The sequence below is a fragment of the Litorimonas sp. genome (assembly GCA_029936425.1).
GTDB lineage: Bacteria > Pseudomonadota > Alphaproteobacteria > Caulobacterales > Maricaulaceae > Litorimonas.
In genome coordinates, this window is record JAPYSU010000005.1 from 52,302 (window position 1) to 72,529 (window position 20,228).

Below are 20,228 nucleotides of genomic sequence, written 5' to 3' on the forward strand. Positions count from 1 at the left end.
TTAAAGATTAGGCATGAGCCATCGCCTTGGCTATAGCAGGGTGAGAGAGTAAAGGGACTTTATGCTAGACGGTCTGATAGTTTCAATTGATGCCATGGGAGGCGATGATGCCCCTGAGATAGTCATCGAAGGCATCGAATATTTTTTGAAGCATGCGGGAAAAGGTCGCCGTGCGCGTTTTCTGCTGCATGGGGATCAGCGGCGACTGGAGAAGCTGCTCAAAAAAAACGCACTGACCCGTGAACGATCAGAGATCTGCCACAGCCCCACCGAAATTTCTATGGATGAAAAACCCTCGCAAGCCCTTCGTAAAGGCAAAGGTACGAGCATGTGGAACGCCATACTTGCTGTCAAGGAAGGGCGAGCCAATACCGTCCTGTCCGCAGGAAACACAGGGGCTTTAATGGCCATGTCCATGTTGCAATTGCGCCGTATGCACGGAATACAACGACCGGCTCTGGCGGCAAACTGGCCTCGACCGGAGGGCATCAGCGTCGTTCTGGATGTGGGCGCCAATGTCGAAGCGACTGCGTCGCAGCTTGCTGAATTTGCGGTTTTAGGCGACGCTTTTTATAGGGCGCTTTTCAAAAAAGAGCAGCCTTCAATTGGCCTTTTGAATGTCGGTACTGAAGATCAAAAAGGCCATGCCGTAATAAAAGCTGCTCATGACCGATTGTCCGAAAGTGATATTGGACTGAACTATCAGGGCTATGTTGAGGGCAATGATATTTCTTTCGGAAATACTGACGTCGTTGTGACGGATGGCTTCACCGGAAATGTGGCTCTGAAAACGGCTGAAGGAACCGCTAAACTCATCGGAAAGTTGTTCAATGAAGCCCTTCAGGGTAATCCCTGGTCAAAATTTACAACTATGTTGAATGCTGTAGCCCTGATCAAACTAAAAAAACAAATAGACCCGCGTAGCGTGAATGGCGGTGTCTTTCTAGGACTGAACGGTATCGTGATCAAAAGTCATGGCGGTACCGATAAAATTGGTTACGCGAATGCTCTGAATGTGGCTATCGGATTGGCGGAAAGCAACTTCTTGGAAGAAATCGAACGTGAGGTCGAGCGCCTCCATGACGAAGACGACAATATTGGATTTATTAAATGACCCGGCGTGCCGTACTTAAAGGGATTGGGGGGTATCTTCCCGATCATGTTCTCAAAAATGCGGATCTGGATGAGGCCCTGGAAACAAGTGATGAATGGATTCGTGAACGAACTGGAATTCAGCAGAGACATATCGCTGCGGAAGGACAAACGACCTCTGACCTAGGGTATCAAGCCGCTCTCAAAGCTCTCGAAGATGCGGGCATTGGGGCTTCAGATTTGGATTTGATCGTTGTTGCAACATCTACACCTGACTATACCTTTCCTTCGACGGCGACGATAATTCAAGAGCGACTTGAAATGAATCACGGCGCGGCCTTTGACCTTCAGGCGGTGTGCAGCGGATTTCTTTACGGAGTGAGCGTCGTTGATGCGATGATACGATCCGGGGCTGCAAATACCGTTCTTTTGATCGGGGCGGAAACTTTCTCTCGTATTTTGGATTGGGAAGACCGCTCGACCTGTGTTCTGTTTGGAGACGGAGCAGGCGCTATGATTTTTCAGGGAGAGGAGGGGACTAATCACGGTATACTCGATCACTTTATCCGCTCGGATGGTCGATACCGCGATATGCTCTACGTTGACGGCGGACCCTCCAAAACCCAGACCGTGGGTAAGCTGCGTATGCTGGGAAACCAGGTTTTCAAACATGCGGTGACCGAAATTGCAGATGCGATGAAGTCCTGCGCAGATAAAGCCGGCGTGCCTATATCCGATATTGACTGGTTCGTTCCGCACCAAGCCAATCAACGAATCCTGAACGGTGTTGCCAAAAAACTTAAGATTGAACCTTCACAGGTTATTTCAACAGTTGCCCTTCACGCGAACACCTCGGCGGCTTCGGTTCCGCTGGCGATGCTGAGCGCCGTTCAAGACGGTCGTATCCAGCGCGGAGATTTGGTTATGCTGGAGGCGTTCGGCGGCGGATTTACCTGGGGCGCAGCTCTTTTACGTTATTAATTGGGGCCAGCTAGAGTTAAAATGGAATAAACCGTCTGAATATAAAGGCTTTTTCAATATTTTGCTTGCACCGCGGGGGGCGGATTTGCTTTAAGGGGTTATGGTAATGGACACCCAAAATCCAGGAACAGTCACGCGCGCCGATTTGGCCGAAGCGGTCTATCGGGAAATTGGGCTGTCCCGTTCGGAAAGTGCAGAACTAGTTGAATCTGTTATAAATTATATTTGTGACGCCCTGTTAAAGGGCGAACATGTAAAACTGGCTGGATTTGGCACTTTTTCTCTTAGAGATAAGAAAGAACGTATTGGACGGAATCCCAAAACAGGTGAGGAAGTGCCTATAACTTCCCGCCGTGTATTGGTTTTTAAACCGTCACAAGTTCTACGAGAGCGTGTCGATTCGTCATTGAGCCCAAAAAAGTGATAGACTGACTTTCGATACAAACGATTCGGTCATAAGTAATGCAAGCCAAAACCACTAGGGCATTCAGAACAATCAGTGAAGCGGGTGAAGAACTCGACCTTCAGCCTCATGTCCTACGTTTCTGGGAATCCAAGTTTTCTCAGATAAAGCCAATAAAACGAGGGGGCGGACGTCGCTTCTACCGCCCTGAGGATATCGAATTTTTGCGGGGTATAAAGATTCTCCTTCATGACGAAGGTCATCCCATCAAAGATGTTCAGAAACTTATTCGGCTCAAAGGCCCCGGGCGAGTTCTGGAATTAGGTCAATCTGTTCAAAAAGCATCACGGCAGAAAAAAGTCGAAGATACTGTTCTGGTCCCGGAGCGAATTCAGAAACCTAACCAAAGTGATGACTCTGATCCCGTTCGGATTCCGCCGGACCAGAGTAATACGTCGGTGTCGCAACCCATTTCCGATGAAAGCCCTAAACCTGAAACGCATTCTTCCTCTGAGACCTCACGTTTGACCAAAGGAGAGATTTTGCAGCGCCGTGAGGATCTTGAGGACGCCCTAAACCGCCTCCAAACACTTAAAAACAGGTGGTCCACTTTCCTGCCGCAGGGGAATTGAGCCGTATTGGCCTGTTGCCAAACTCTATATGGCAGACTATATGCGCGCTCATCAAAGATCGTCGGAGTATAGCGCAGTCCGGTAGCGCACTAAGCTGGGGGCTTAGGGGTCGCAGGTTCAAATCCTGCTACTCCGACCATCTTTGTCGTTTTGCCAACTGTGAATTTGTCGCAGAGTAATCCTATTCGGGCGGTTTTATATGTCCCGTATGTCAGTGAAAACCCAGCACCGTTCCATTGCGATTTGGCTTTTTGTCATGATCCTGCTTGTGACGGCTATAATCGTTATCGGCGGAGCCACGCGTCTGACGAATTCAGGTCTCTCTATTACAGAATGGGCCCCGATCCGCGGAGCACTTCCGCCTTTATCTGAAGCGCAATGGATTGCCGAGTTCGAAAAATATAAGAAAATTCCGGAATTTACAGCGGAACACCCCGACATGGATTTGGCCGGTTTCAAGTTCATCTATTTCTGGGAATGGAGCCACAGACAACTCGGTCGTTTGGTTGGGGTCATTTATGCCTTACCGTTTTTCTACTTTCTCTTAAAACGAAAAGTACCCAAAGAGTCCAAATTGGGATATTTGGCCGTGCTTCTCCTTATTGGTCTACAGGGCGCGATTGGATGGTGGATGGTCCATAGCGGATTGCAAGAAGGCATGGTCTCTGTGAGCCAATACAGATTGGCAATCCATCTAGGTATGGCGTTTCTTATCCTCGGAATTTTGTTCTGGTTGTTCAGGGGACAAATTGAACGTCCGCGCTCTTCTTTATCTTTTACCGGTGAAACTTCATTATATTCCCCTTTGGCTGCTCTTACCGTTGGTCTGGTTTATTTACAGGTACTGGCCGGAGCTTTTGTGGCGGGAACGCAATCCGGGAAAACCTACAATAGCTGGCCCTTAATGGACGGAAAATTTGTTCCAGAAGGCTATGGTATGATGTCCCCGTTTTGGCGCAATATATTTGAGAACACAGCGGCAATTCAATTTAATCACCGGACTTTAGCTTACATCATTCTGGCCACACTGGTTTGTTTATGGGTATCTGCTGTCCGTCAAAAAGCCCGTATTGGGGCCTTGATAGTTTTTACAGCACTTTTAATTTGGCAGGTCTGCTTGGGTATATGGACCTTATTGTCTGTTGCGCCTCTAAATTTATCCCTGCTGCATCAGTTTAGCTCTGTTCTGGTCTTTCTTTGCGCCTTATGGGTGTGGAGAAGCAGTAGAAATGTTACGGTATTATAATACCGTTTTTCTAACATATTGTTTTGCATGGTTATTTTGAGCGAGGTCTATGAACTATCTTGTTGACGACTTGTATAGCCTCCAGTAGTGAAACGCCCCTAGACGGCAGGTCTGTCTTGTCGAACAAAGAGGATATTATGAAAACGACCCAGTTTTTGAAAACTGCTGATATTGAGAAGAAATGGATTCTCATAGATGCGGAAAATGCTGTTGTCGGTCGCCTGGCTACATTTATTGCCATGCGTCTGCGCGGTAAACATCGCCCTGATTACACACCCCACATGGATTGTGGTGACAATGTCATCATCATCAACGCGGAAAAGGTGGCTTTCACAGGAAACAAACGTAGAGATAAGAAATATTATTGGCACACCGGGCATCCCGGCGGCTTGAAAGAGCGTACAGCGGATAAGATTCTAGACGGACGTTTCCCGGATCGCATCATGCGTAAAGCAGTTCAGCGTATGCTGCCAAAAGAGAGCCCGCTAGCCCGTAAACAATTGTCCAATCTGCGCGTTTACGCCGGCTCGGACCATCCCCATACAGCTCAGGAACCCGAAATCATCGACTTTGCGTCCATGAGCCCTAAAAACGTGAAGGGAGCCTAAGACCATGGCTGAGACCCAAACACTTGCCGATCTGAAAAACGTCATGGACGGCACAGCCGGTGGCGATGCCGCTGCTGCAGTAGACACTTCTGCCTTGCCTGAACCGAAAATTGACGAGCATGGCCGCTCTTATGCGACCGGCAAACGGAAGAATTCCATTGCCCGCGTCTGGATTAAACCAGGTAGTGGTAAAGTAACCGTCAATGGCCGCGACCAAGAAGTTTACTTCGCACGTCCGGTTCTGCGTCTTGTTATCCATCAGGCTTTTGAAGTTGCTGATCGTGTGGATTCATATGATGTTGTCGCAACCGTTAAAGGCGGCGGCCTTTCCGGTCAGGCCGGTGCCGTGCGTCACGGTATCACCAAAGCGTTGACCTATTATGAGCCAGCTTTGCGTCGTCCGCTGAAAGCAGCCGGATTCATCACACGCGACTCACGTGTTGTTGAGCGTAAGAAATACGGCCGAGCGAAAGCCCGTAAGAGCTTCCAGTTCTCCAAGCGCTAAGCATCAGCTTATTAAGACCTTACAAAGCGAATCATCGCAATGTTTTAAGCGCTTCGGGAGACCGGAGCGCTTTTTTTTATGGGATGCAATTATGTCGAATATCAAAAATGTGGCTGTTCTCGGTGCGTCGGGATATACGGGCGTCGAGCTTATCCGCCTCTTGCAACATCATCCGTTACTAAAGATCACCGCCCTGACCGGGCATAGCCGCGCCGGAGAACGTGCCGGAGATGTTTTTGGTAATATTGCTCATTTGGATTTACCTGATTTACAAGATTGGAAAGATGTGAGTTGGGACGATATTGACGTGGCATTTGCTTGTTTGCCTCATGGCGCCAGTCAGGAAACAATTGCTGAAATTCTTCCTCATGTAGAAACTGTGGTGGATCTATCCGCTGATTTCAGACTGCGAGATCCAAAGCTTTATGCCAAAACATATGGTCGTTCGCACGACTTTACGGATATCTTGGAACAGGCTATTTACGGGCTGAGTGAATGGGCCGGAGAGCAACTTCCCGGCTCAAAGCTAATCGCTTGCCCGGGCTGTTTTCCGACCTGCACCCTTTTGCCTTTATTGCCACTTTTGAAAGATGACCTTATCGAGTCGGATTCTTTGCCTGTTTCCGCAATCACGGGTGTGACAGGGGCAGGGCGCAAGGCCTCGCTGGGGCTGAGTTATACAGAACTGGCGGAAGGTGCTCATGCTTACGGCGTGGGCAATCATAGGCATGCGCCGGAAATTGATCAGATTATCAAACGCGTCAGCGGACAAGAGAGTCAAGTTAGCCTCACGCCGCACTTGGTTCCTATGAATCGCGGCATGATTACGACCACAGTCGTAAGGTTAAAGAGCGGAAATTCTGTCAGTGATTTGAGGGCGTCGTTAAAATCGGCCTACAAGGACTCTAAATTTGTGTCGCTCCTACCTGAAGGCGAAGTGCCTCAAACGCGTCATGTCCGCGGATCAAATCGCTGCCATATAAATGTGTTTGATGATCGAACCTCCGATACGGCTATTGTCATAGCAGTGATAGATAATTTGACCAAAGGGTCTTCCGGACAAGCCATACAAAACTATAATCTGTCGCAAGGCTGGGACGAAGCCCTTGGCTTGGACATGGTTGGTTTTTTCCCGTAAATGAGTCATAATTTAGATGACGTCAGACTGAAAGCCGCCCATATCGAATTGTAGATATTCGATGAGCTAAGGAGCGCCCGTGCCACCCAGTTTTTTTCATACTTTAAAAATATATTCTTCGATACTTATCGGCATTGTAGGGCTAACTGCTTGTAGCTCTATCAAGGCCCCGAAGATTGATTTGATGGGCGGTTCGGCTTTTGATGAAGATATCCAGAATATTGATTCATCCATCCCTTCCGTTAACGAAGCCCCAGATGTGCCGACAGATGTTCGCTCAGATGCAGATTGGGATATGTCCGCAACAAGTCTGATGGAAGTCCGGGATGGGTTTTCTGTCCCTGAAAAAGTGTACGAACAGCCATCTGAAGAAGAACTGAAAGAAAATTTCCAAGAGTTGAAAAATCAGGCTCAGGCTTACAAGGCCGACGATCCCCAATAGGACAAATCCGTGATCGAAACCAAAGACTTTTATCGTATCCAACGCCTTCCGCCTTATGTTTTTGCGGAGGTCAATAAGCTCAAGGCTGAGCTTCGCGCCGGTGGCATGGATATTATTGACTTTGGGTTTGGTAATCCTGACCTTCCAACGCCTCAACATGTGATTGATAAACTGGTTGAGACTGTGCAGAAGCCGAAGACGACGGGTTACTCCGCCTCGCGTGGCATTAAGGGGCTCAGGCAAGCTTGCGCACGTTACTACAAGCGTCGGTTTGATGTCAGTCTTGACCCCGAAACTGAAGTTGTTGCGACGATCGGTTCAAAAGAAGGCTTTGCCAATTTGGCGCAAGCGATCACAGCGCCAGGCGACATAATTTATGCTCCCGATCCTTCCTACCCCTTGCACGCTTATGGATTCGTGATTGCGGGGGCCAAGATACAGGGCATTCCCGCGATTACTGCATACGAATATTTGGCAGGTGTAAAGGAAGCTCTGGTCAAGGCGGAAAAGCCGCCTATGGCCATTGTCGTGTGCTTTCCCTCCAATCCTACGGGACATGTGGCGGATTTGAGTTTTTACGAAGAAATTGTTGAGATAGCGAAAGCCAACGATATTATAATTCTGTCCGATTTGGCTTATTCCGAGATCTACTTTGGGAAGGCCCCGCCGTCTATTTTTCAAGTGCCGGGTGCCAAAGAAGATATCCTCGCAATTGAAACCACCTCAATGTCCAAGACCTATTCCATGGCGGGGTGGCGAATCGGGTTTGCTGTCGGATCAGAGCGATTAATCGCCGCGCTAGCCCGGGTGAAATCCTATTTGGACTACGGTGCGTTTACGCCAATTCAGGTGGCGGCCTGCGCTGCGCTCGACGGTCCGCAAGAATGCGTTCATAGCGCTCGCGAAATTTATAAATACAGACGTGACGTTCTTATAGACAGCTTCGCTCGTGCAGGCTGGGATATTCCGTCCCCGGAAGCGTCGATGTTTGCCTGGACGCCGCTGCCTAAAGGGTTTGAGGACATGAAGTCTGTCGATTTCTGCAAACTGCTTATGAAAGAGGCCGGTGTGGCTGTGGCCCCTGGCAACGGGTTCGGAGAGAATGGCGAAGGCTTTGTCCGAATTGCTTTGGTTGAGAATGAGCAGCGCATCCGACAGGCCGCGCGAAATGTGAAACAATTTCTCTCGACCCACAGAGAATTAGCCGCTGAATAATTACTAACCGTTTTAGCTGTGTTATCAAAACGCGACCCATGATTTGAAAAAGGGACAGAAATGTCAAAAGTTGGATTTAATGCTGGATTAGCTCTCAGGGCGGCTCTGGTGACCGAAAAAGCGGCTATTGCTGCCTCGAAGCTGGCCGGGCGCGGAGATGAAAAAGCTGCAGACCAAGCCGCAGTAGATGCCATGCGCACCGATTTGAACGCGATGGAAATCAAAGGGCGTGTTGTGATCGGCGAAGGTGAGCGTGATGAAGCGCCAATGCTTTATATCGGTGAAGAAGTCGGTTTGGGGAAGGGGGCTGAAGTTGATATCGCGCTTGATCCACTGGAAGGAACGACGCTAACCGCAAAAAATATGGCAAATGCCCTCGCTGTCATGGCGTTTGCGCCTCGTGGCGGCCTTCTATATGCGCCGGACACTTATATGGATAAAATCGCAATTGGCCCTGGATATGAGGCTGGATTAGTCGATTTGGATAAAAGCGTTGAGGATAACGTGAAAGCTCTGGCGAAGGCTAAAGGCGTCAGTCCGAAAGATATTACGGTTTGCGTTCTCGATCGGGCGCGTCACGGCAAAATTATTGATTCGCTTCGCAATATGGATGCCAAGGTCAGCTTAATCAGTGATGGGGACGTTCAAGGCGTGATTGCGACAACCGATTCTGAAACCCAGATTGATATGTATATCGGGCAGGGCGGAGCGCCTGAGGGCGTATTAGCCGCCGCCGCCTTGCGCTGCGTCGGGGGTCAAATGCAGGGACGCCTACACTTCCGGAATGACGACGAAGTCGCTCGCGCCCGCCGTGTGGGAATTGATAATCTGGAAACAAAATACGACCTGTTAGGGCTCGCTTCCGGGCCGACTATTTTTTCCGCCACAGGCGTAACGCAGGGCTCGCTTTTAGACGGCGTCAAAATTTCAAACGGCCGCGTTCACACACATACGCTCGTAATGAATTCCGTTGACAAGGCAGTTCAAAAACTCCGTTCTTTCCGACCCGTTTAATGTCCGGGCACAGCCCGCTTTTAGGCGTTGAAAGCTCTGTAAAGGGCAGGAAATGGATCAGCCGCGCTGAGCAAAGTGACGTAGAAGCTATGCTTTTACGCTCTGACATTTTGCCTTTAACCGCGCAATTATTGGCGGGGAGAGATGTCACCTCCGAGAAGGTCGATGACTTCCTAAACCCCCGCCTCAAAAAGGCTATGCCTGATCCGTCTGCGCTTGCGGATATGGATAAGGCCATCGCAGCTATTTTTGCTGCCATCGATCAAAATCAAAAAATTTGTGTTTTTGCGGACTATGATGTCGATGGTGCTACCTCTGCTGCGCAGCTCTTAAGGTGGGCCAGGGGGATTGGACAGGAATGGGAGCTATATGTTCCGGATCGACTATTAGAGGGATATGGTCCATCTGCCCAGGCTTTCGAGCAACTCAAGACCCATGGAACTGATTTGGTCATCACAGTAGATTGCGGCGCCGCCGCGACCGAGGCTTTAGAGCATGCCAGCGAAATCGGCCTGGATATTATTGTCATTGATCACCATTTGATGGGGAATAAGATTCCGGACGCGCTGGCCGTCATCAATCCGAATCGCGCTGACGACACGTCCGGTTTAGGACATCTAGCGGCGGCCGGGGTTTGTTTTCTGACCGTTGTTGCCTTAAACCGAGAGGCAAAGCGACGTGGACTTTCTCCAAAAACAAAACCGCTTGATCTTTTGGGGCTCGCCGCATTGGGGACGATTTGCGATGTAGTCCCTCTTACCGGGCTAAACAGAGCCATTGTCGCCCAAGGTTTGAAAGTATTATCCCGAAAAAAAGATCCCGGCATTGAAGCGCTCGCAGATATTGCAAAACTTTCGGCTCCTTTTACGACTTCAGATGCCGGCTTTGGCTTTGGTCCTAGAATAAATGCTGGTGGCCGGATTGGTGTCTCGTTCATGGGGGCGGAAATGCTTTCCACCGAGAATGCGCAAATCGCCTATTCACATGCCGCTGAACTTGACCGGGTAAATACAGAACGCCGCGCCATACAAACACGGATACAAACAGAAGCGATGGATGAAGCCCTCAAGCTCTCAGAGGATTCTCCGATTCTAATTGTTTCAATGAAGGATTGGCACGCCGGTATTATTGGGATTGTGGCAGGGCGAATCAAAGACCGGCTCGATAAGCCGGCAATTGTAATCGGGATCGATTCCAATGGAGTCGGGAAAGGCTCCGGGCGATCCATTAAAGGGGTTAATCTTGGAAAAGCATTGTCTAAAGCCAGAGAAGAAGGGCTTTTACTCTCTGGCGGAGGCCATGAAATGGCCGGAGGGTTAACGATCGACCCCGATAAGATAGAGGCTTTTATTAACTTCATGACATCAGAGCTCAACAAATCATTTGCTCAAGCCAAGGACCACAAAGCACTAAAAATTGACTCTGTCCTTCACCCCAGAGCCGTCTCTTTAGAAACATTGGACGTATTAGAAAAAGTCGCGCCTTACGGAGCTGGTAATCCAACTCCCGCTTTTGTTTTGCCGGATATGCTTGTAACATTTTCTGAACTTTTGCGCGGCGGCCATGTCAGGGTGAACGCAAAAAGTCGTGATGGCACCTCACTGCGCGCTATAGCGTTTAGAGCAGACGAATCCGGCCTCGCTGACATGCTTTTGTCGAGCGAAAACCATCCTCTGCACTTGGCGGGCAAGGTTCAACGCAATGAATGGAGTGGCCGTATCTCGGCAGATTTTCATATTATTGATGCAGCTAGAGCGAATATGTAATTTTTTTGGTGCTCTGTGTCTTTTTTGTAAAATATGACTTGCACCCTCTAGCGCTCACTTCTATATCGCCCGCACACTGATAAGCGGTCCCTTCGTCTATCGGTTAGGACGCCAGGTTTTCAACCTGGAAAGAGGGGTTCGATTCCCCTAGGGACTGCCAATCAGTTTTTCCTAACTAATCTTCGCTGATAAAGCGCTTTTCGTTTCCTTTCCTTTTGGATAAAGGAAATACATGAAAAATTTTATCCTTAGTTTTGCCCTCGTTCTTTTTGCTATAGAAAGTGCTTTCGCCCAGACCAACCGCGGTGACGTCGTGGATTTTGGAGCGCCGGTTCCTCTCATAATTCAATCCGAATCAGGCACGCATGAATTCCAAGTCGAGGAAGCCAAAACCCTTGAGCAACAGGCTCGTGGTATGATGTTTCGAGAAGAAATGGGCGAAGACACAGGAATGATCTTCGAGTTTGCTGAGCCCAAGCTTGCAACGATATGGATGAAAAACACGGCTATTCCGCTTGATATTCTATTTGTCCGTTCAAACGGAGAGATTTTGAAGATTGAGCATATGGCTCAGCCATATAAATTACGCAGTGCTTCGTCCGAAGCAGTCGTTGCCGCGGTGGTCGAACTCAAGGGCGGGCGTTCCAATGAATTAGGCATTCGTCCGGGCGATACCGTCCAACATGCATTTTTCCAAAATTCTGCACCATAATCGCTTGAAATCTTCAGCAACGGCTTTAATAGGCACCTCACCGTATGTCGGGGCGTAGCGCAGCCTGGTAGCGCATCTGTTTTGGGAACAGAGGGTCGCAAGTTCGAATCTTGCCGCCCCGACCACGGTATTTCAATAAATCATTTCAATCGTAAGTTTTTCCTAACGGTATAGGGCTATCACTTCTCCTGCCTTTGGAGACGAGTGAATATGTTGCAATCACCACAGCCCGTACAGTCGGCGGCGCCAGAACAGACGGATAAGCGTCTGGAGATTGGCCGCATTATGACAGTGGGGTCAGCTACGGCGCTTATTTCAATCAATAAGTCTTTGATTCGGAATAACCAGCTTCATCAAGCTCAAATCGGTACAATCCTGAAAATTCTCACAAGTGACTCTATCGTTGTCGCTATGGTGTCGTCTCTAAAAATCGGTTCTGCTGATGAAGAGGGCATGAATGACGGGTGTTTGGCTACTCTAAACATACTAGGCGAGATCACGACGAATCAAACAACGCGTGAGACGAAATTTTTTCGAGGCGTCCGGTCTTTTCCAGTTTTGAATGCTCCGGTTTTTAATATGTCGCGCTCTGATTTGGAGCTTATTTTTGCGCGCGAAAATACGTCTTGCATAGAAGTAGGACGACTGCAGCAGGATAACACGATTGTTGCAAAAGTCAGAACGGACGATCTTCTCTCCAAACATTTTGCGATAATTGGTTCAACGGGGTCCGGTAAATCCTGCACGGTGGCTTTGGTTCTTCAGGCTATATTAGACCAGAGCCCTCAGGGACATGTTGTCTTGTTTGATCCTCATAATGAATATTCCAAAAGTTTTGGTGACCGCGCAGAGGTGATTGATGGCGAATCTCTGGACCTTCCTCTCTGGATGTTTGATTTTGTTGAAACCGTAGAGTTGTTAACCAGTGAAATCGAAGACCAGGCGAGGGAAGAGCAGGAAATCCTCCATGATGTTATTCTAAAGGCAAAACGTCTGTTTGACCGGGCACGGCGAAACAATGACGTGTCTTCTCAAGTGAAGTTGGATGACATCGAGTCAGAATTGCAACGCGCGACCCACATCACGCTCGATAGTCCCGTCCCTTACCGTATTAGAGATGTCTCCAAGCTGCTTGATCATTATATGGGTAAGCTTGAAAACAACTCTAACCTTGCACCGTATAAGCGGTTGAAACGCCGTATTGCGACGCTCGTTGCCGATCCGCGATACAAATTTATCTTTAAAAATCAGGCATCTCCAAGACCTATCGAAGAAACAATCGGTCGGATTTTCCGTATACCTGTCAACAATAAGCCTATTTCAATATTGGACTTCTCCGGTATTCCATCAGAGGCCTTAAATATTGTTGTCAGCGTTGTGAGTCGATTGGCTTTTGAACTTGCGACCTGGTCGGAACGAAAAATTCCAATTCTCTTAGTGTGTGAAGAAGCTCATAGATATATCCCTAGGGACAAATCGCTCGGATTTCATTCGACCAGACGGATTATTGGACGAATTGCGAAAGAAGGCAGGAAATATGGCGTCTCCCTTGGTATTATTTCTCAGCGGCCTTCTGAGCTAGAACCTTCTACTCTGTCGCAATGCTCGACTATTTTCTCAATGCGTTTATCAAACGAAGTGGATCAGAATTTTGTAAAAGCGGCTGTCCCGGACGGCGCAGCGGAGTTGCTGTCATTCCTACCGTCTCTCGGCACAGCCGAAACTATGGTTTTCGGGGAATCCGTTAATCTACCCATGCGCGTGATTCTGAATAATTTAACAGCAGAATATCGGCCTCATAGTTCCAGCGCTAAATTTACAGAGCTTTGGCAGTATGATGCGACATCTCCAGCCTTTATGGAGACCGTTTATGAACGCTGGCGGACAAGAAGCCTGAATTCGGGTAATGTGCAATCGCATCCTCCGTCAAACCCTTCTTTTAATACTCCGCGCAAGACGCAATTTCATTCCGCACAGCCCACTCAGCCACGCTCAAGCCCGCCGGCGCAACCGAATATACCAAAGTCTCCTCGGCAGGGTCAGGGACTAAGCGCCATAGAACGACAGCGCATCCTGGAAAAGGCCACAGCAAAACCGCAAAGTCTTTCAGAGGTCAAATCTATGCTGACCTCTGCCTTTAATCGGGATATATGATTTACAGAGCGTCTTGATCTGGTAAGACGCTATGGTTGTTTCAAAACGGATTTGTGAACATGTTTGCCAAGATTTATCAGCCAAACCCCTCTGCCATGACTTCCGGCCGGGCGAAAACGCATCATTGGTTGCTTGATTTTGAAACAAAAGGGTCTGTTTTAATTGACCCATTGACAGGTTATAAACGCTCCGTGGATCCACGCTCTCAGGTCGAGTTGAAATTCGAGACAAAAGAAGAAGCGATTACATACGCCAAGAACAACAACATACCGCACCGCGTCATTGATACGCGTCCAACAGATCGTATTCCGCGTTCTTATGCTGATAATTTCAGCTATGATCGCAAATTGCCTTGGACACATTAAACTTACAGATTAAGAGACAGTCCGCAGATTGGGGATCCATAGCTCAACTGGATAGAGCAGCCGCCTTCTAAGCGGCAGGTTGCAGGTTCGAGTCCTGCTGGGTCTGCCATTTTTCCGAACCTTCGCTTGTAAATACCTGTTTTGTATAGCATTTTTCATTTCGCTTTCATAGTGTTTTGTAGGTTCGGAAACTCCGTCTTGCCATAAGCCTGCTCTGCGAGGCGTTTTTGATTCGCAGCGCGAGTGTATTTCGTCGCCATTGCCGAGGTCTTATGACCAAGAACGGCCATAATCTGGCGGTCGGTGCAGTTATGCTCTGCCATGAGTCGCCCTCTCGCCTTACGCAAGCCGTGAGCGCTGCAATGGGGTAGTCCGATTAATGTCGCAGATTTGGAAAACCATTGCTGGAAGCTCTTGCGGGTGTAGTGCGTCCCGCTCTGGCAAATAATAAACGTCATATTTCCCCGCGTCGGCTCCAATACCTCGGCAAAATCAGGCGTGATAAATAGCTCTAGCCAATCCCCGCCCTTAACGGGCTTTACCCGCAAATATCCATTTCTTACATTCTGCCAGCCGAGATCAAAAAGGTTGGCACCGCGTAAGCCTGTATAGAGAAGCAACTCAAAGGCCAGCCGTTCATTTGTGCCGATTTCGTATGAATCGCGATAATGTCCAATCTCTTCATCCGTCCAAGTGTGGAAGCCTTCCGTTTTCTTTGCTTTGGGCCGGCTTACGCTTTTCATCGGGTTGAGCCTCATTTGTTCGCTCTCAACCGCATATTCAAACACAGCGGAAAGGGCCGTATGAAGTCGCCTAGCTGCTGTTATAGAGCGCCCTTGTTCTTCCCGTATGATTTTCCGCAACACGATAGAGTCAGCCGAGGCGAAAGGCATATCACCCCGCCGCCGCCCTGATTTGCCAGTGGAGTCGCAAAAGGCGTCATAGCGCTTTTTATAGGCTATCTGCGTTCCTTCATCTCGATTTTGCTTAAAGGTCGGGTCTGTTATATAGTCGTTTATAAGTGACCGCATTGACCCGCTCTTTACGTGTCTAGGCTTGGCGGCTTGGCTTGGCTTGCCCATTGCTTTGAGCCATGCGGCCAGAAATTCGGGACTTCCCGGCTCTCCCGGCAGTTGCGCCGAGGCATAGCCCTTTTTACGAAAACGCCACCTGATTTTCCCGTGTCGGTCTTTCTCGGGGTAAGTGTTTGAAAGGCGCTCTGGCATAACGCTAATCCCATTCGCCTTGCGCTTCTTTCCCATCTCCCATATCCTCACTAGCTATCAAAACCCCGTAAGGCGTCCGAATCTGAACGTTAGTCCAGCCCGCCGCCTTGGCAGCTTCCATAGCATTAACCAAAAACCGTTTGGAAGGCTCTTTCTTGGTCTTACGTGATATACGGGAAGGGGAGGTCATTGGTTATTTCTTGACCGGAACGGCCGGGCGAGGAAACCAATAGAGAGGGCAACCGATAATCGGCACGGCAGCTTTGGGCCTCTGCGTCCAAAATCCGCCATGGGCCTCAATTAGTTCTTTTGCGTGTTCACTAAGCTCGTTCTTTATTTTTCCGCGCAAATCTCCAACCCATTGGACAGAGGTGTCTCGCCAACCAACTTTTTTATATCCGCCGTTTCTGGTGGTAAACTTTACTGGAGGGCAAAGAACAAAAATCCGCGTTCCGTCTTTCGGCGCTGTCTGTATCGGACGCCATTCGATTTTGCCAATAAGATGCCCTTGCTGTTCTATCCGCTTAATTATTTGGTCGGCCTCTGCATTATAGCCGAGGTATCGTCCGTCTCCGGTTTCGGGCGTGTCTCTCTCAATATCCCACTGCTTGGAGTGACCGTCCATTTCAGCCATAGCACGGCCAATGGTTTCTGAAAGCGTCATTCCATCTCTCCATCTGTCATTTGGTTAATCCCTTCCCAAATAGCGGGAAGTCCTGCGTTTCTTAGATTGCGGTTTGTCGCGTCTATAGCGTCTGGAAGAGGGCGGTCTTTTATCTCTCTTTGGCGCTGGGATAGTTTCTGTTTGAGGGTCATTAGAGCTGCTCCCAGCCAAAGAAACGCATCAAGGTTCCTACGGCAAATGAGAGCGCGATGAACCCGACTAGTATAGCTATTACTATTGGCCTGTTAATCAACAAAACGATAGGCCCAAAATCGTTTTTGCTAGGTCTTCCAAATCTCGTGGATATGACATTACTCTCTCCTATGCGGCCTTCTGGCCTGTTATGCGGCTCGGACGTTGCTTGTCCGAGTGTGCGCTCTTTCGTTGCTTTGCTCCGTTCGCCACGTTTCAACGATAATCATTGCGGCTTCACGCTTAGCTCTAATTCGATAATCAAGCTCCGCACATTCGCGGGTTTGTTCTATCGCCTCCGTATATTCCGGTTGACGCATGGCCCATTTTTCACTCGCGGCCGCGCTCTTCTCAGGGCTGTTGGCGACAAGGTTGGCGAGAACAATCTTCTCCATCTTTTGCGAAAATTCATGTCCGGCCCGCGTATTGGCGTAAGTCCCATCAGGGTCTGCCAGTATGCGAAGGGCTTCGACTAGCTTTTGTTCGGTAATCATCTGTTAGCCTCTAAAATGGAATTTCATCGTCTAAGTCGCCATAGCTATCATTCCCGCTATTTCCCGCGTCCTGATTAGAGCTATAGTCTCCGCGTGTGTTTTGGCCTCCGCTTGATTGAGGGCTATCCAGCATCGTCAGAGTGCCGCCATAGCCCTGCAAAACGACTTCTGTGGTGTATTTGTCGTTCCCATCGCGGTCTTGCCATTTACGAGTCTGCAATTTGCCTTCGATATAGAGCTTAGAGCCTTTTTTCACGTAGCGCTCAATCACGCTGACAAGCCCGTCACTGAACACGGCAATGTTATGCCATTCCGTTTTCTCTTGCGCTTGGCCTTGCTTGTCTTTCCATCGCTCTGATGTAGCGATAGAGAAATTGGCGACCTTGCCACCATTACCGAAATTCCGAATTTCGGGGTCTTTGCCGACATTTCCGACTAAAATCACTTTATTGACTGATGACATTATGCTGCTTTCTGTATTTTTTTGATTTCAATTCCAGGAATTGCATCTGGTCTATCGGAGCCACGCAAGATTGCGTTAGCAGCCGAGATAATTGCATCTTGAACGCGGGGATGGTCTGCGAAGTGAATTGCCGCTGCTTTCGGGTCAGACAAGACGGCTTCGTAAGAAGTGCGAAGGGACATGGTGCGAGCACCGCCCTGATAGCTTCCCGCGCGACCGGAATTTTCAGCTTGTGCTTTCGCTAGGTCAACCGCCTTGGCGGCCTCCTCCGCGTCCCGCTTCACATCCTCGCCAATAAGAGCATCCTTCGCCAGCTGTTCGGCTATGCGGGCTTTCTCTGCGGCCTCTTGTTCTGCCTTACGGCGGGCTTCGTCGGCAATTCGTTTTTGCTCGACAAGATAGGCTGTCATGTAACCCTTACCCGTCTTGTGAAGCTCTCCTGCTTTCTCCTTGATGGGGCGAAAGTCATCATCGACTTTTCGGCCTGCAACAAGGTGAGGTTCCTTTAGGGCAACGCGGGATTTGTCAGCGTCTTTCCCGACCTTCTGAATTTCCTTCAATAAGTCATTGAGCTTTGCCGCGCTTTCATCGTCAAGAGTTACGCCTTCATAGTCTGATAGATTGCTCTCCAGCTCGGTTAAAGGTTCTTCATAATCAGCGGCGTCCATTGGGCCATTGTTAGATAAAGTCATGCTGCTTGCTCCATATTTTTCGGCTCTTTCGCAGCCGTGATTTCAGATTTGTAAAGGCCGCGAATATCGTTCTGCCAGTCAGCGGGAAGCTGGGCGATTGCATCTTTAGTCTCGGCTTGCTCACCCCATATCGTAAGGGCGTCTAAATCCCCGCCTGCCGCATAAATATCACTTTGCAGGTTAGAGAAGATTTTCCGTGTTTCAGGAGTTTTACTTTTGCCATTCTTTTTAGGCTGCGTTGCGGGGCTAGCCTGAACAACGGCGCCATTGTCGGTGCGCTCAAAGTCAGCGTCGTCTTTGTCCCCCGTTGGGATTAGCAGAAGTGACCGCAAGAATTGCTTTAGAGCGTAGGATTGCGCCGAGCCATAGGCTTGAGCGCCCGTCCGCTGAACCTCAACGCTCCTGAATACAGGCGGCAAGAATTGACCGCTCGTGTGGTATGCGGTAATCTCAAAGGTAATCCGAAGCCACGAACTTTCGCCATTGCGGCCCTTTTTCATAAATTCGGTAACAACGCCTTCCTGCATGTGAAACAGAAGTCCGGCTTCGGCGCAGATGGGGTTAACTAAAGAAAGGAAATCGTCAATCGATGCGAAGTTATATTTATCAAACTTGTTCTCATTGTCCTTTCCTACCTTGCGGATTTTACCCATTGCGCCCGCTATCGCGGTCAGTATTTCTCCGATAGGCTGGGGATTACTGTCAGCCTTCTCGCTCATTGCTAATTCAGTGTTGTTACTCATCTCTCTTTCCTTCCGTTATACCCGCGCTCATTCAAAAGCGTTTGGGCGAAATAGTCTCTGGTAGCCCTAGGGCTTTCCATTGTGATTTGCTTAAGGGACTCGGCGGACAGAACCGCGCTCATGGGAACGCCTGATATGCGCTTGTCGTAATTGGCTATTCCGCGTGGGTAGAGGGATGTCATTACCAAACTCCGATTATGGCTAAGGTGATTGCTGCGACAAAGAGAAACGAAACCTTTCCGTTGTCCTCAAAGACCATAGACGCGCTCACGCAAAGAAGGCCGAGCATAATTTTTGCGGCAATCTCAATAAATAAATCCATCATCTCTTTCCTTCTTCATTGGGGGATGGGGGAGTGGGGAGTGGCATCCAGTGGGTGGGCTTAACGGTCATAGCCATTGTGCTTAGACCGCCAACTGTATACCAGCCTTCGCCGCCCGCTCTTTTCTCATACCGTTTGTTGCAAACGCGACCCTCTCTTCGCCGTGTTTTTTTGTTATATTTAGCCAATCCGTCAGTGTAAAAATCAATGCTATCGGCGTCATGTCCGCCAGCGCACGAAACTATCCAAAGGTCTACTACCGTTCCATCTCTCGGAGCTGTTTCAATCGGTTGCCATTCACTCATGCCACACCCCCCATCCGAGGTTCGGAGTCTTTGGGGGTGGCTTTGGCGAGGGCGGCTTCGCAGGCAAACACCATTTCGGCGGTTATATTTTCCGCCAAATAATCGGAAAAAGTTGCGTCACGCTCTGACTCTGTTGCTCTTATGTCAGCGGATGAGGAATAGTCTATTTGAACGCTCTTGTAGGCTTCTCTTGCTCCTTCGAGCAATGAAGCAACGCCTCGGCAAGCCTCCACCAGTTCATCATGACAGTTAACCGCCGTGACGATTCTTTGGGCGTTGGCTTCGGCGTTCTCAAATGAACAAGAGGTTCCGTAGTCGTCTACCGTGAAAGATAGCCGGCAAATCACTTCCCCCCATGAGTCTTGAATATACTCATGATCACCAACAGCAACCCAAGGCCCTTTAGTAAACTCTCCCATTACGCTACTCCCATCCGCATCTTGCAGGCGTCCATGCTTGCGATGAACTTGTTGCGATTTGTGAGAATTGAGGTGTTTTCGATTAGAGCTAATTCATGCCCAAAAGCCGCCTCCATAAATCCGTCAATAGCCGCGTAAACATCCCAGCGGCAATCAATACCGATAAGCCCGTCTGTGAGAGCGTATGCATTCAATTCCGCGTCATAACCTCCGATGGCCGCAAAGACAGCGGGGAGCGTTCTAGCAAAGCGCTCATGCGCTATATAGTGGTGACGGACGCCATCGTTACAGGCTTGCATACCGTTATTGATAATGCCGTAAGCTGTTTCAATTGCCGTAATAGCGTCTTGCTCGGCGGCGGGAGTAACTGGCTCTGTGCGTCCGTATGGCGAGGCGTTCCAGTTGCGGTTTTCAAAAGCTAAACTCATTCTCATA

Annotated in this window: 27 protein-coding genes and 4 tRNA genes; 19 read left to right on the top strand and 12 right to left on the bottom strand. The window is 49.1% G+C overall.

All coding sequences use genetic code 11. From position 1 onward, the window contains the following. Window positions 1–61: 61 nt before the first annotated feature. The 19 genes from plsX (at window position 62) to ACN0IC_RS06360 (ending at window position 14,382) form a co-directional block, all read left to right on the top strand. Window positions 62–1,114, top strand: coding sequence for a phosphate acyltransferase PlsX (gene plsX / locus ACN0IC_RS06270; protein ID WP_416877915.1), 1,053 nt, complete (start codon window positions 62–64; stop codon window positions 1,112–1,114). Next, window positions 1,111–2,073, top strand: coding sequence for a beta-ketoacyl-ACP synthase III (locus tag ACN0IC_RS06275; protein WP_416877916.1), 963 nt, complete (start codon window positions 1,111–1,113; stop codon window positions 2,071–2,073). Before plsX ends, ACN0IC_RS06275 begins: the two co-directional genes overlap by 4 nt. 106 nt (window positions 2,074–2,179) lie before the next feature. Next, the gene (locus tag ACN0IC_RS06280) at window positions 2,180–2,497 is read left to right on the top strand and encodes an integration host factor subunit alpha (RefSeq protein ID WP_416877917.1); all 318 of its coding nucleotides are present in this window, start codon (window positions 2,180–2,182) and stop codon (window positions 2,495–2,497) included. Window positions 2,498–2,535: 38 nt separating this feature from the next. After that, window positions 2,536–3,108: a MerR family transcriptional regulator gene (locus ACN0IC_RS06285; protein WP_416877918.1), complete on the top strand. Its 573-nt coding sequence runs from the start codon at window positions 2,536–2,538 to the stop codon at window positions 3,106–3,108. Window positions 3,109–3,170: 62 nt separating this feature from the next. Then, window positions 3,171–3,247: transfer RNA gene (locus ACN0IC_RS06290), tRNA-Pro, on the top strand. A gap of 60 nt (window positions 3,248–3,307) precedes the next feature. Further along, window positions 3,308–4,354 (top strand): COX15/CtaA family protein, encoded by a 1,047-nt coding sequence (locus tag ACN0IC_RS06295; protein WP_416877919.1) that lies wholly within the window; start codon window positions 3,308–3,310, stop codon window positions 4,352–4,354. 137 nt (window positions 4,355–4,491) lie between these two features. After that, the gene (gene rplM, locus ACN0IC_RS06300; RefSeq protein ID WP_416877920.1) at window positions 4,492–4,962 is read left to right on the top strand and encodes a 50S ribosomal protein L13; all 471 of its coding nucleotides are present in this window, start codon (window positions 4,492–4,494) and stop codon (window positions 4,960–4,962) included. A gap of 4 nt (window positions 4,963–4,966) precedes the next feature. Beyond that, a complete protein-coding gene (gene rpsI / locus ACN0IC_RS06305) occupies window positions 4,967–5,467 on the top strand; it encodes a 30S ribosomal protein S9 (RefSeq protein WP_416877921.1) in 501 nt (166 codons plus the stop codon). 91 nt (window positions 5,468–5,558) lie between these two features. Then, the gene (gene argC, locus ACN0IC_RS06310) at window positions 5,559–6,605 is read left to right on the top strand and encodes an N-acetyl-gamma-glutamyl-phosphate reductase (RefSeq protein WP_416877922.1); all 1,047 of its coding nucleotides are present in this window, start codon (window positions 5,559–5,561) and stop codon (window positions 6,603–6,605) included. Between the two features lie 79 nt (window positions 6,606–6,684). Next, complete coding sequence (locus ACN0IC_RS06315) at window positions 6,685–7,047, top strand: hypothetical protein (protein ID WP_416877923.1); 363 nt, start codon at window positions 6,685–6,687, stop codon at window positions 7,045–7,047. A 9-nt stretch (window positions 7,048–7,056) separates the two neighbouring features. Then, complete coding sequence (locus ACN0IC_RS06320; protein ID WP_416877924.1) at window positions 7,057–8,262, top strand: LL-diaminopimelate aminotransferase; 1,206 nt, start codon at window positions 7,057–7,059, stop codon at window positions 8,260–8,262. A 60-nt stretch (window positions 8,263–8,322) separates the two neighbouring features. Then, a complete protein-coding gene (gene glpX / locus ACN0IC_RS06325) occupies window positions 8,323–9,276 on the top strand; it encodes a class II fructose-bisphosphatase (protein ID WP_416877925.1) in 954 nt (317 codons plus the stop codon). After that, window positions 9,276–11,042, top strand: a complete 1,767-nt coding sequence (recJ, locus tag ACN0IC_RS06330; protein WP_416877926.1) for a single-stranded-DNA-specific exonuclease RecJ — start codon at window positions 9,276–9,278, stop codon at window positions 11,040–11,042. Before glpX ends, recJ begins: the two co-directional genes overlap by 1 nt. Window positions 11,043–11,127: 85 nt before the next feature. Beyond that, window positions 11,128–11,202, top strand: a tRNA-Glu gene (locus ACN0IC_RS06335). A 72-nt stretch (window positions 11,203–11,274) separates the two neighbouring features. Continuing rightward, complete coding sequence (locus ACN0IC_RS06340; protein ID WP_416877927.1) at window positions 11,275–11,754, top strand: DUF192 domain-containing protein; 480 nt, start codon at window positions 11,275–11,277, stop codon at window positions 11,752–11,754. A gap of 48 nt (window positions 11,755–11,802) precedes the next feature. Then, window positions 11,803–11,879, top strand: a tRNA-Pro gene (locus tag ACN0IC_RS06345). An 85-nt stretch (window positions 11,880–11,964) separates the two neighbouring features. Continuing rightward, window positions 11,965–13,908, top strand: coding sequence for an ATP-binding protein (locus ACN0IC_RS06350; protein WP_416877928.1), 1,944 nt, complete (start codon window positions 11,965–11,967; stop codon window positions 13,906–13,908). Window positions 13,909–13,967: 59 nt separating this feature from the next. Then, the gene (locus ACN0IC_RS06355; protein ID WP_416877929.1) at window positions 13,968–14,273 is read left to right on the top strand and encodes an ETC complex I subunit; all 306 of its coding nucleotides are present in this window, start codon (window positions 13,968–13,970) and stop codon (window positions 14,271–14,273) included. A gap of 32 nt (window positions 14,274–14,305) precedes the next feature. After that, window positions 14,306–14,382, top strand: a tRNA-Arg gene (locus tag ACN0IC_RS06360). A gap of 46 nt (window positions 14,383–14,428) precedes the next feature. Here ACN0IC_RS06360 and ACN0IC_RS06365 read toward each other — a convergent pair. The 12 genes from ACN0IC_RS06365 to ACN0IC_RS06420 all read right to left on the bottom strand — a co-directional run bounded on the left by ACN0IC_RS06365 (window position 14,429) and on the right by ACN0IC_RS06420 (window position 20,221). Next, complete coding sequence (locus ACN0IC_RS06365) at window positions 14,429–15,499, bottom strand: tyrosine-type recombinase/integrase (protein WP_416877930.1); 1,071 nt, start codon at window positions 15,497–15,499, stop codon at window positions 14,429–14,431. Between the two features lie 4 nt (window positions 15,500–15,503). Further along, window positions 15,504–15,689 (bottom strand): hypothetical protein, encoded by a 186-nt coding sequence (locus ACN0IC_RS06370; protein WP_416877931.1) that lies wholly within the window; start codon window positions 15,687–15,689, stop codon window positions 15,504–15,506. A gap of 3 nt (window positions 15,690–15,692) precedes the next feature. Continuing rightward, window positions 15,693–16,163 (bottom strand): hypothetical protein, encoded by a 471-nt coding sequence (locus ACN0IC_RS06375; protein ID WP_416877932.1) that lies wholly within the window; start codon window positions 16,161–16,163, stop codon window positions 15,693–15,695. Beyond that, entirely contained in the window at window positions 16,160–16,315 is a 156-nt protein-coding gene (locus ACN0IC_RS06380; protein ID WP_416877933.1) for a hypothetical protein, read from the bottom strand. Before ACN0IC_RS06380 ends, ACN0IC_RS06375 begins: the two co-directional genes overlap by 4 nt. A 189-nt stretch (window positions 16,316–16,504) precedes the next feature. Next, window positions 16,505–16,849, bottom strand: a complete 345-nt coding sequence (locus ACN0IC_RS06385) for a hypothetical protein (RefSeq protein WP_416877934.1) — start codon at window positions 16,847–16,849, stop codon at window positions 16,505–16,507. A gap of 10 nt (window positions 16,850–16,859) precedes the next feature. Next, window positions 16,860–17,315 (bottom strand): single-stranded DNA-binding protein, encoded by a 456-nt coding sequence (ssb, locus tag ACN0IC_RS06390; protein ID WP_416878085.1) that lies wholly within the window; start codon window positions 17,313–17,315, stop codon window positions 16,860–16,862. Next, a complete protein-coding gene (locus tag ACN0IC_RS06395) occupies window positions 17,312–18,004 on the bottom strand; it encodes a hypothetical protein (protein WP_416877935.1) in 693 nt (230 codons plus the stop codon). Before ACN0IC_RS06395 ends, ssb begins: the two co-directional genes overlap by 4 nt. Further along, window positions 18,001–18,747, bottom strand: a complete 747-nt coding sequence (locus tag ACN0IC_RS06400) for an ERF family protein (RefSeq protein ID WP_416877936.1) — start codon at window positions 18,745–18,747, stop codon at window positions 18,001–18,003. The genes ACN0IC_RS06395 and ACN0IC_RS06400 overlap by 4 nt, the downstream gene beginning before the upstream one ends. Next, the gene (locus ACN0IC_RS06405; protein ID WP_416877937.1) at window positions 18,744–18,929 is read right to left on the bottom strand and encodes a hypothetical protein; all 186 of its coding nucleotides are present in this window, start codon (window positions 18,927–18,929) and stop codon (window positions 18,744–18,746) included. Before ACN0IC_RS06405 ends, ACN0IC_RS06400 begins: the two co-directional genes overlap by 4 nt. Continuing rightward, complete coding sequence (locus ACN0IC_RS06410) at window positions 18,929–19,072, bottom strand: hypothetical protein (RefSeq protein ID WP_416877938.1); 144 nt, start codon at window positions 19,070–19,072, stop codon at window positions 18,929–18,931. Before ACN0IC_RS06410 ends, ACN0IC_RS06405 begins: the two co-directional genes overlap by 1 nt. A gap of 298 nt (window positions 19,073–19,370) precedes the next feature. Then, a complete protein-coding gene (locus ACN0IC_RS06415; protein WP_416877939.1) occupies window positions 19,371–19,793 on the bottom strand; it encodes a hypothetical protein in 423 nt (140 codons plus the stop codon). Beyond that, window positions 19,793–20,221 carry a hypothetical protein gene (locus ACN0IC_RS06420; RefSeq protein WP_416877940.1) on the bottom strand — a complete coding sequence of 143 codons (429 nt, stop codon included), beginning with the start codon at window positions 20,219–20,221 and terminating at the stop codon, window positions 19,793–19,795. The genes ACN0IC_RS06415 and ACN0IC_RS06420 overlap by 1 nt, the downstream gene beginning before the upstream one ends. Window positions 20,222–20,228: the final 7 nt, after the last annotated feature.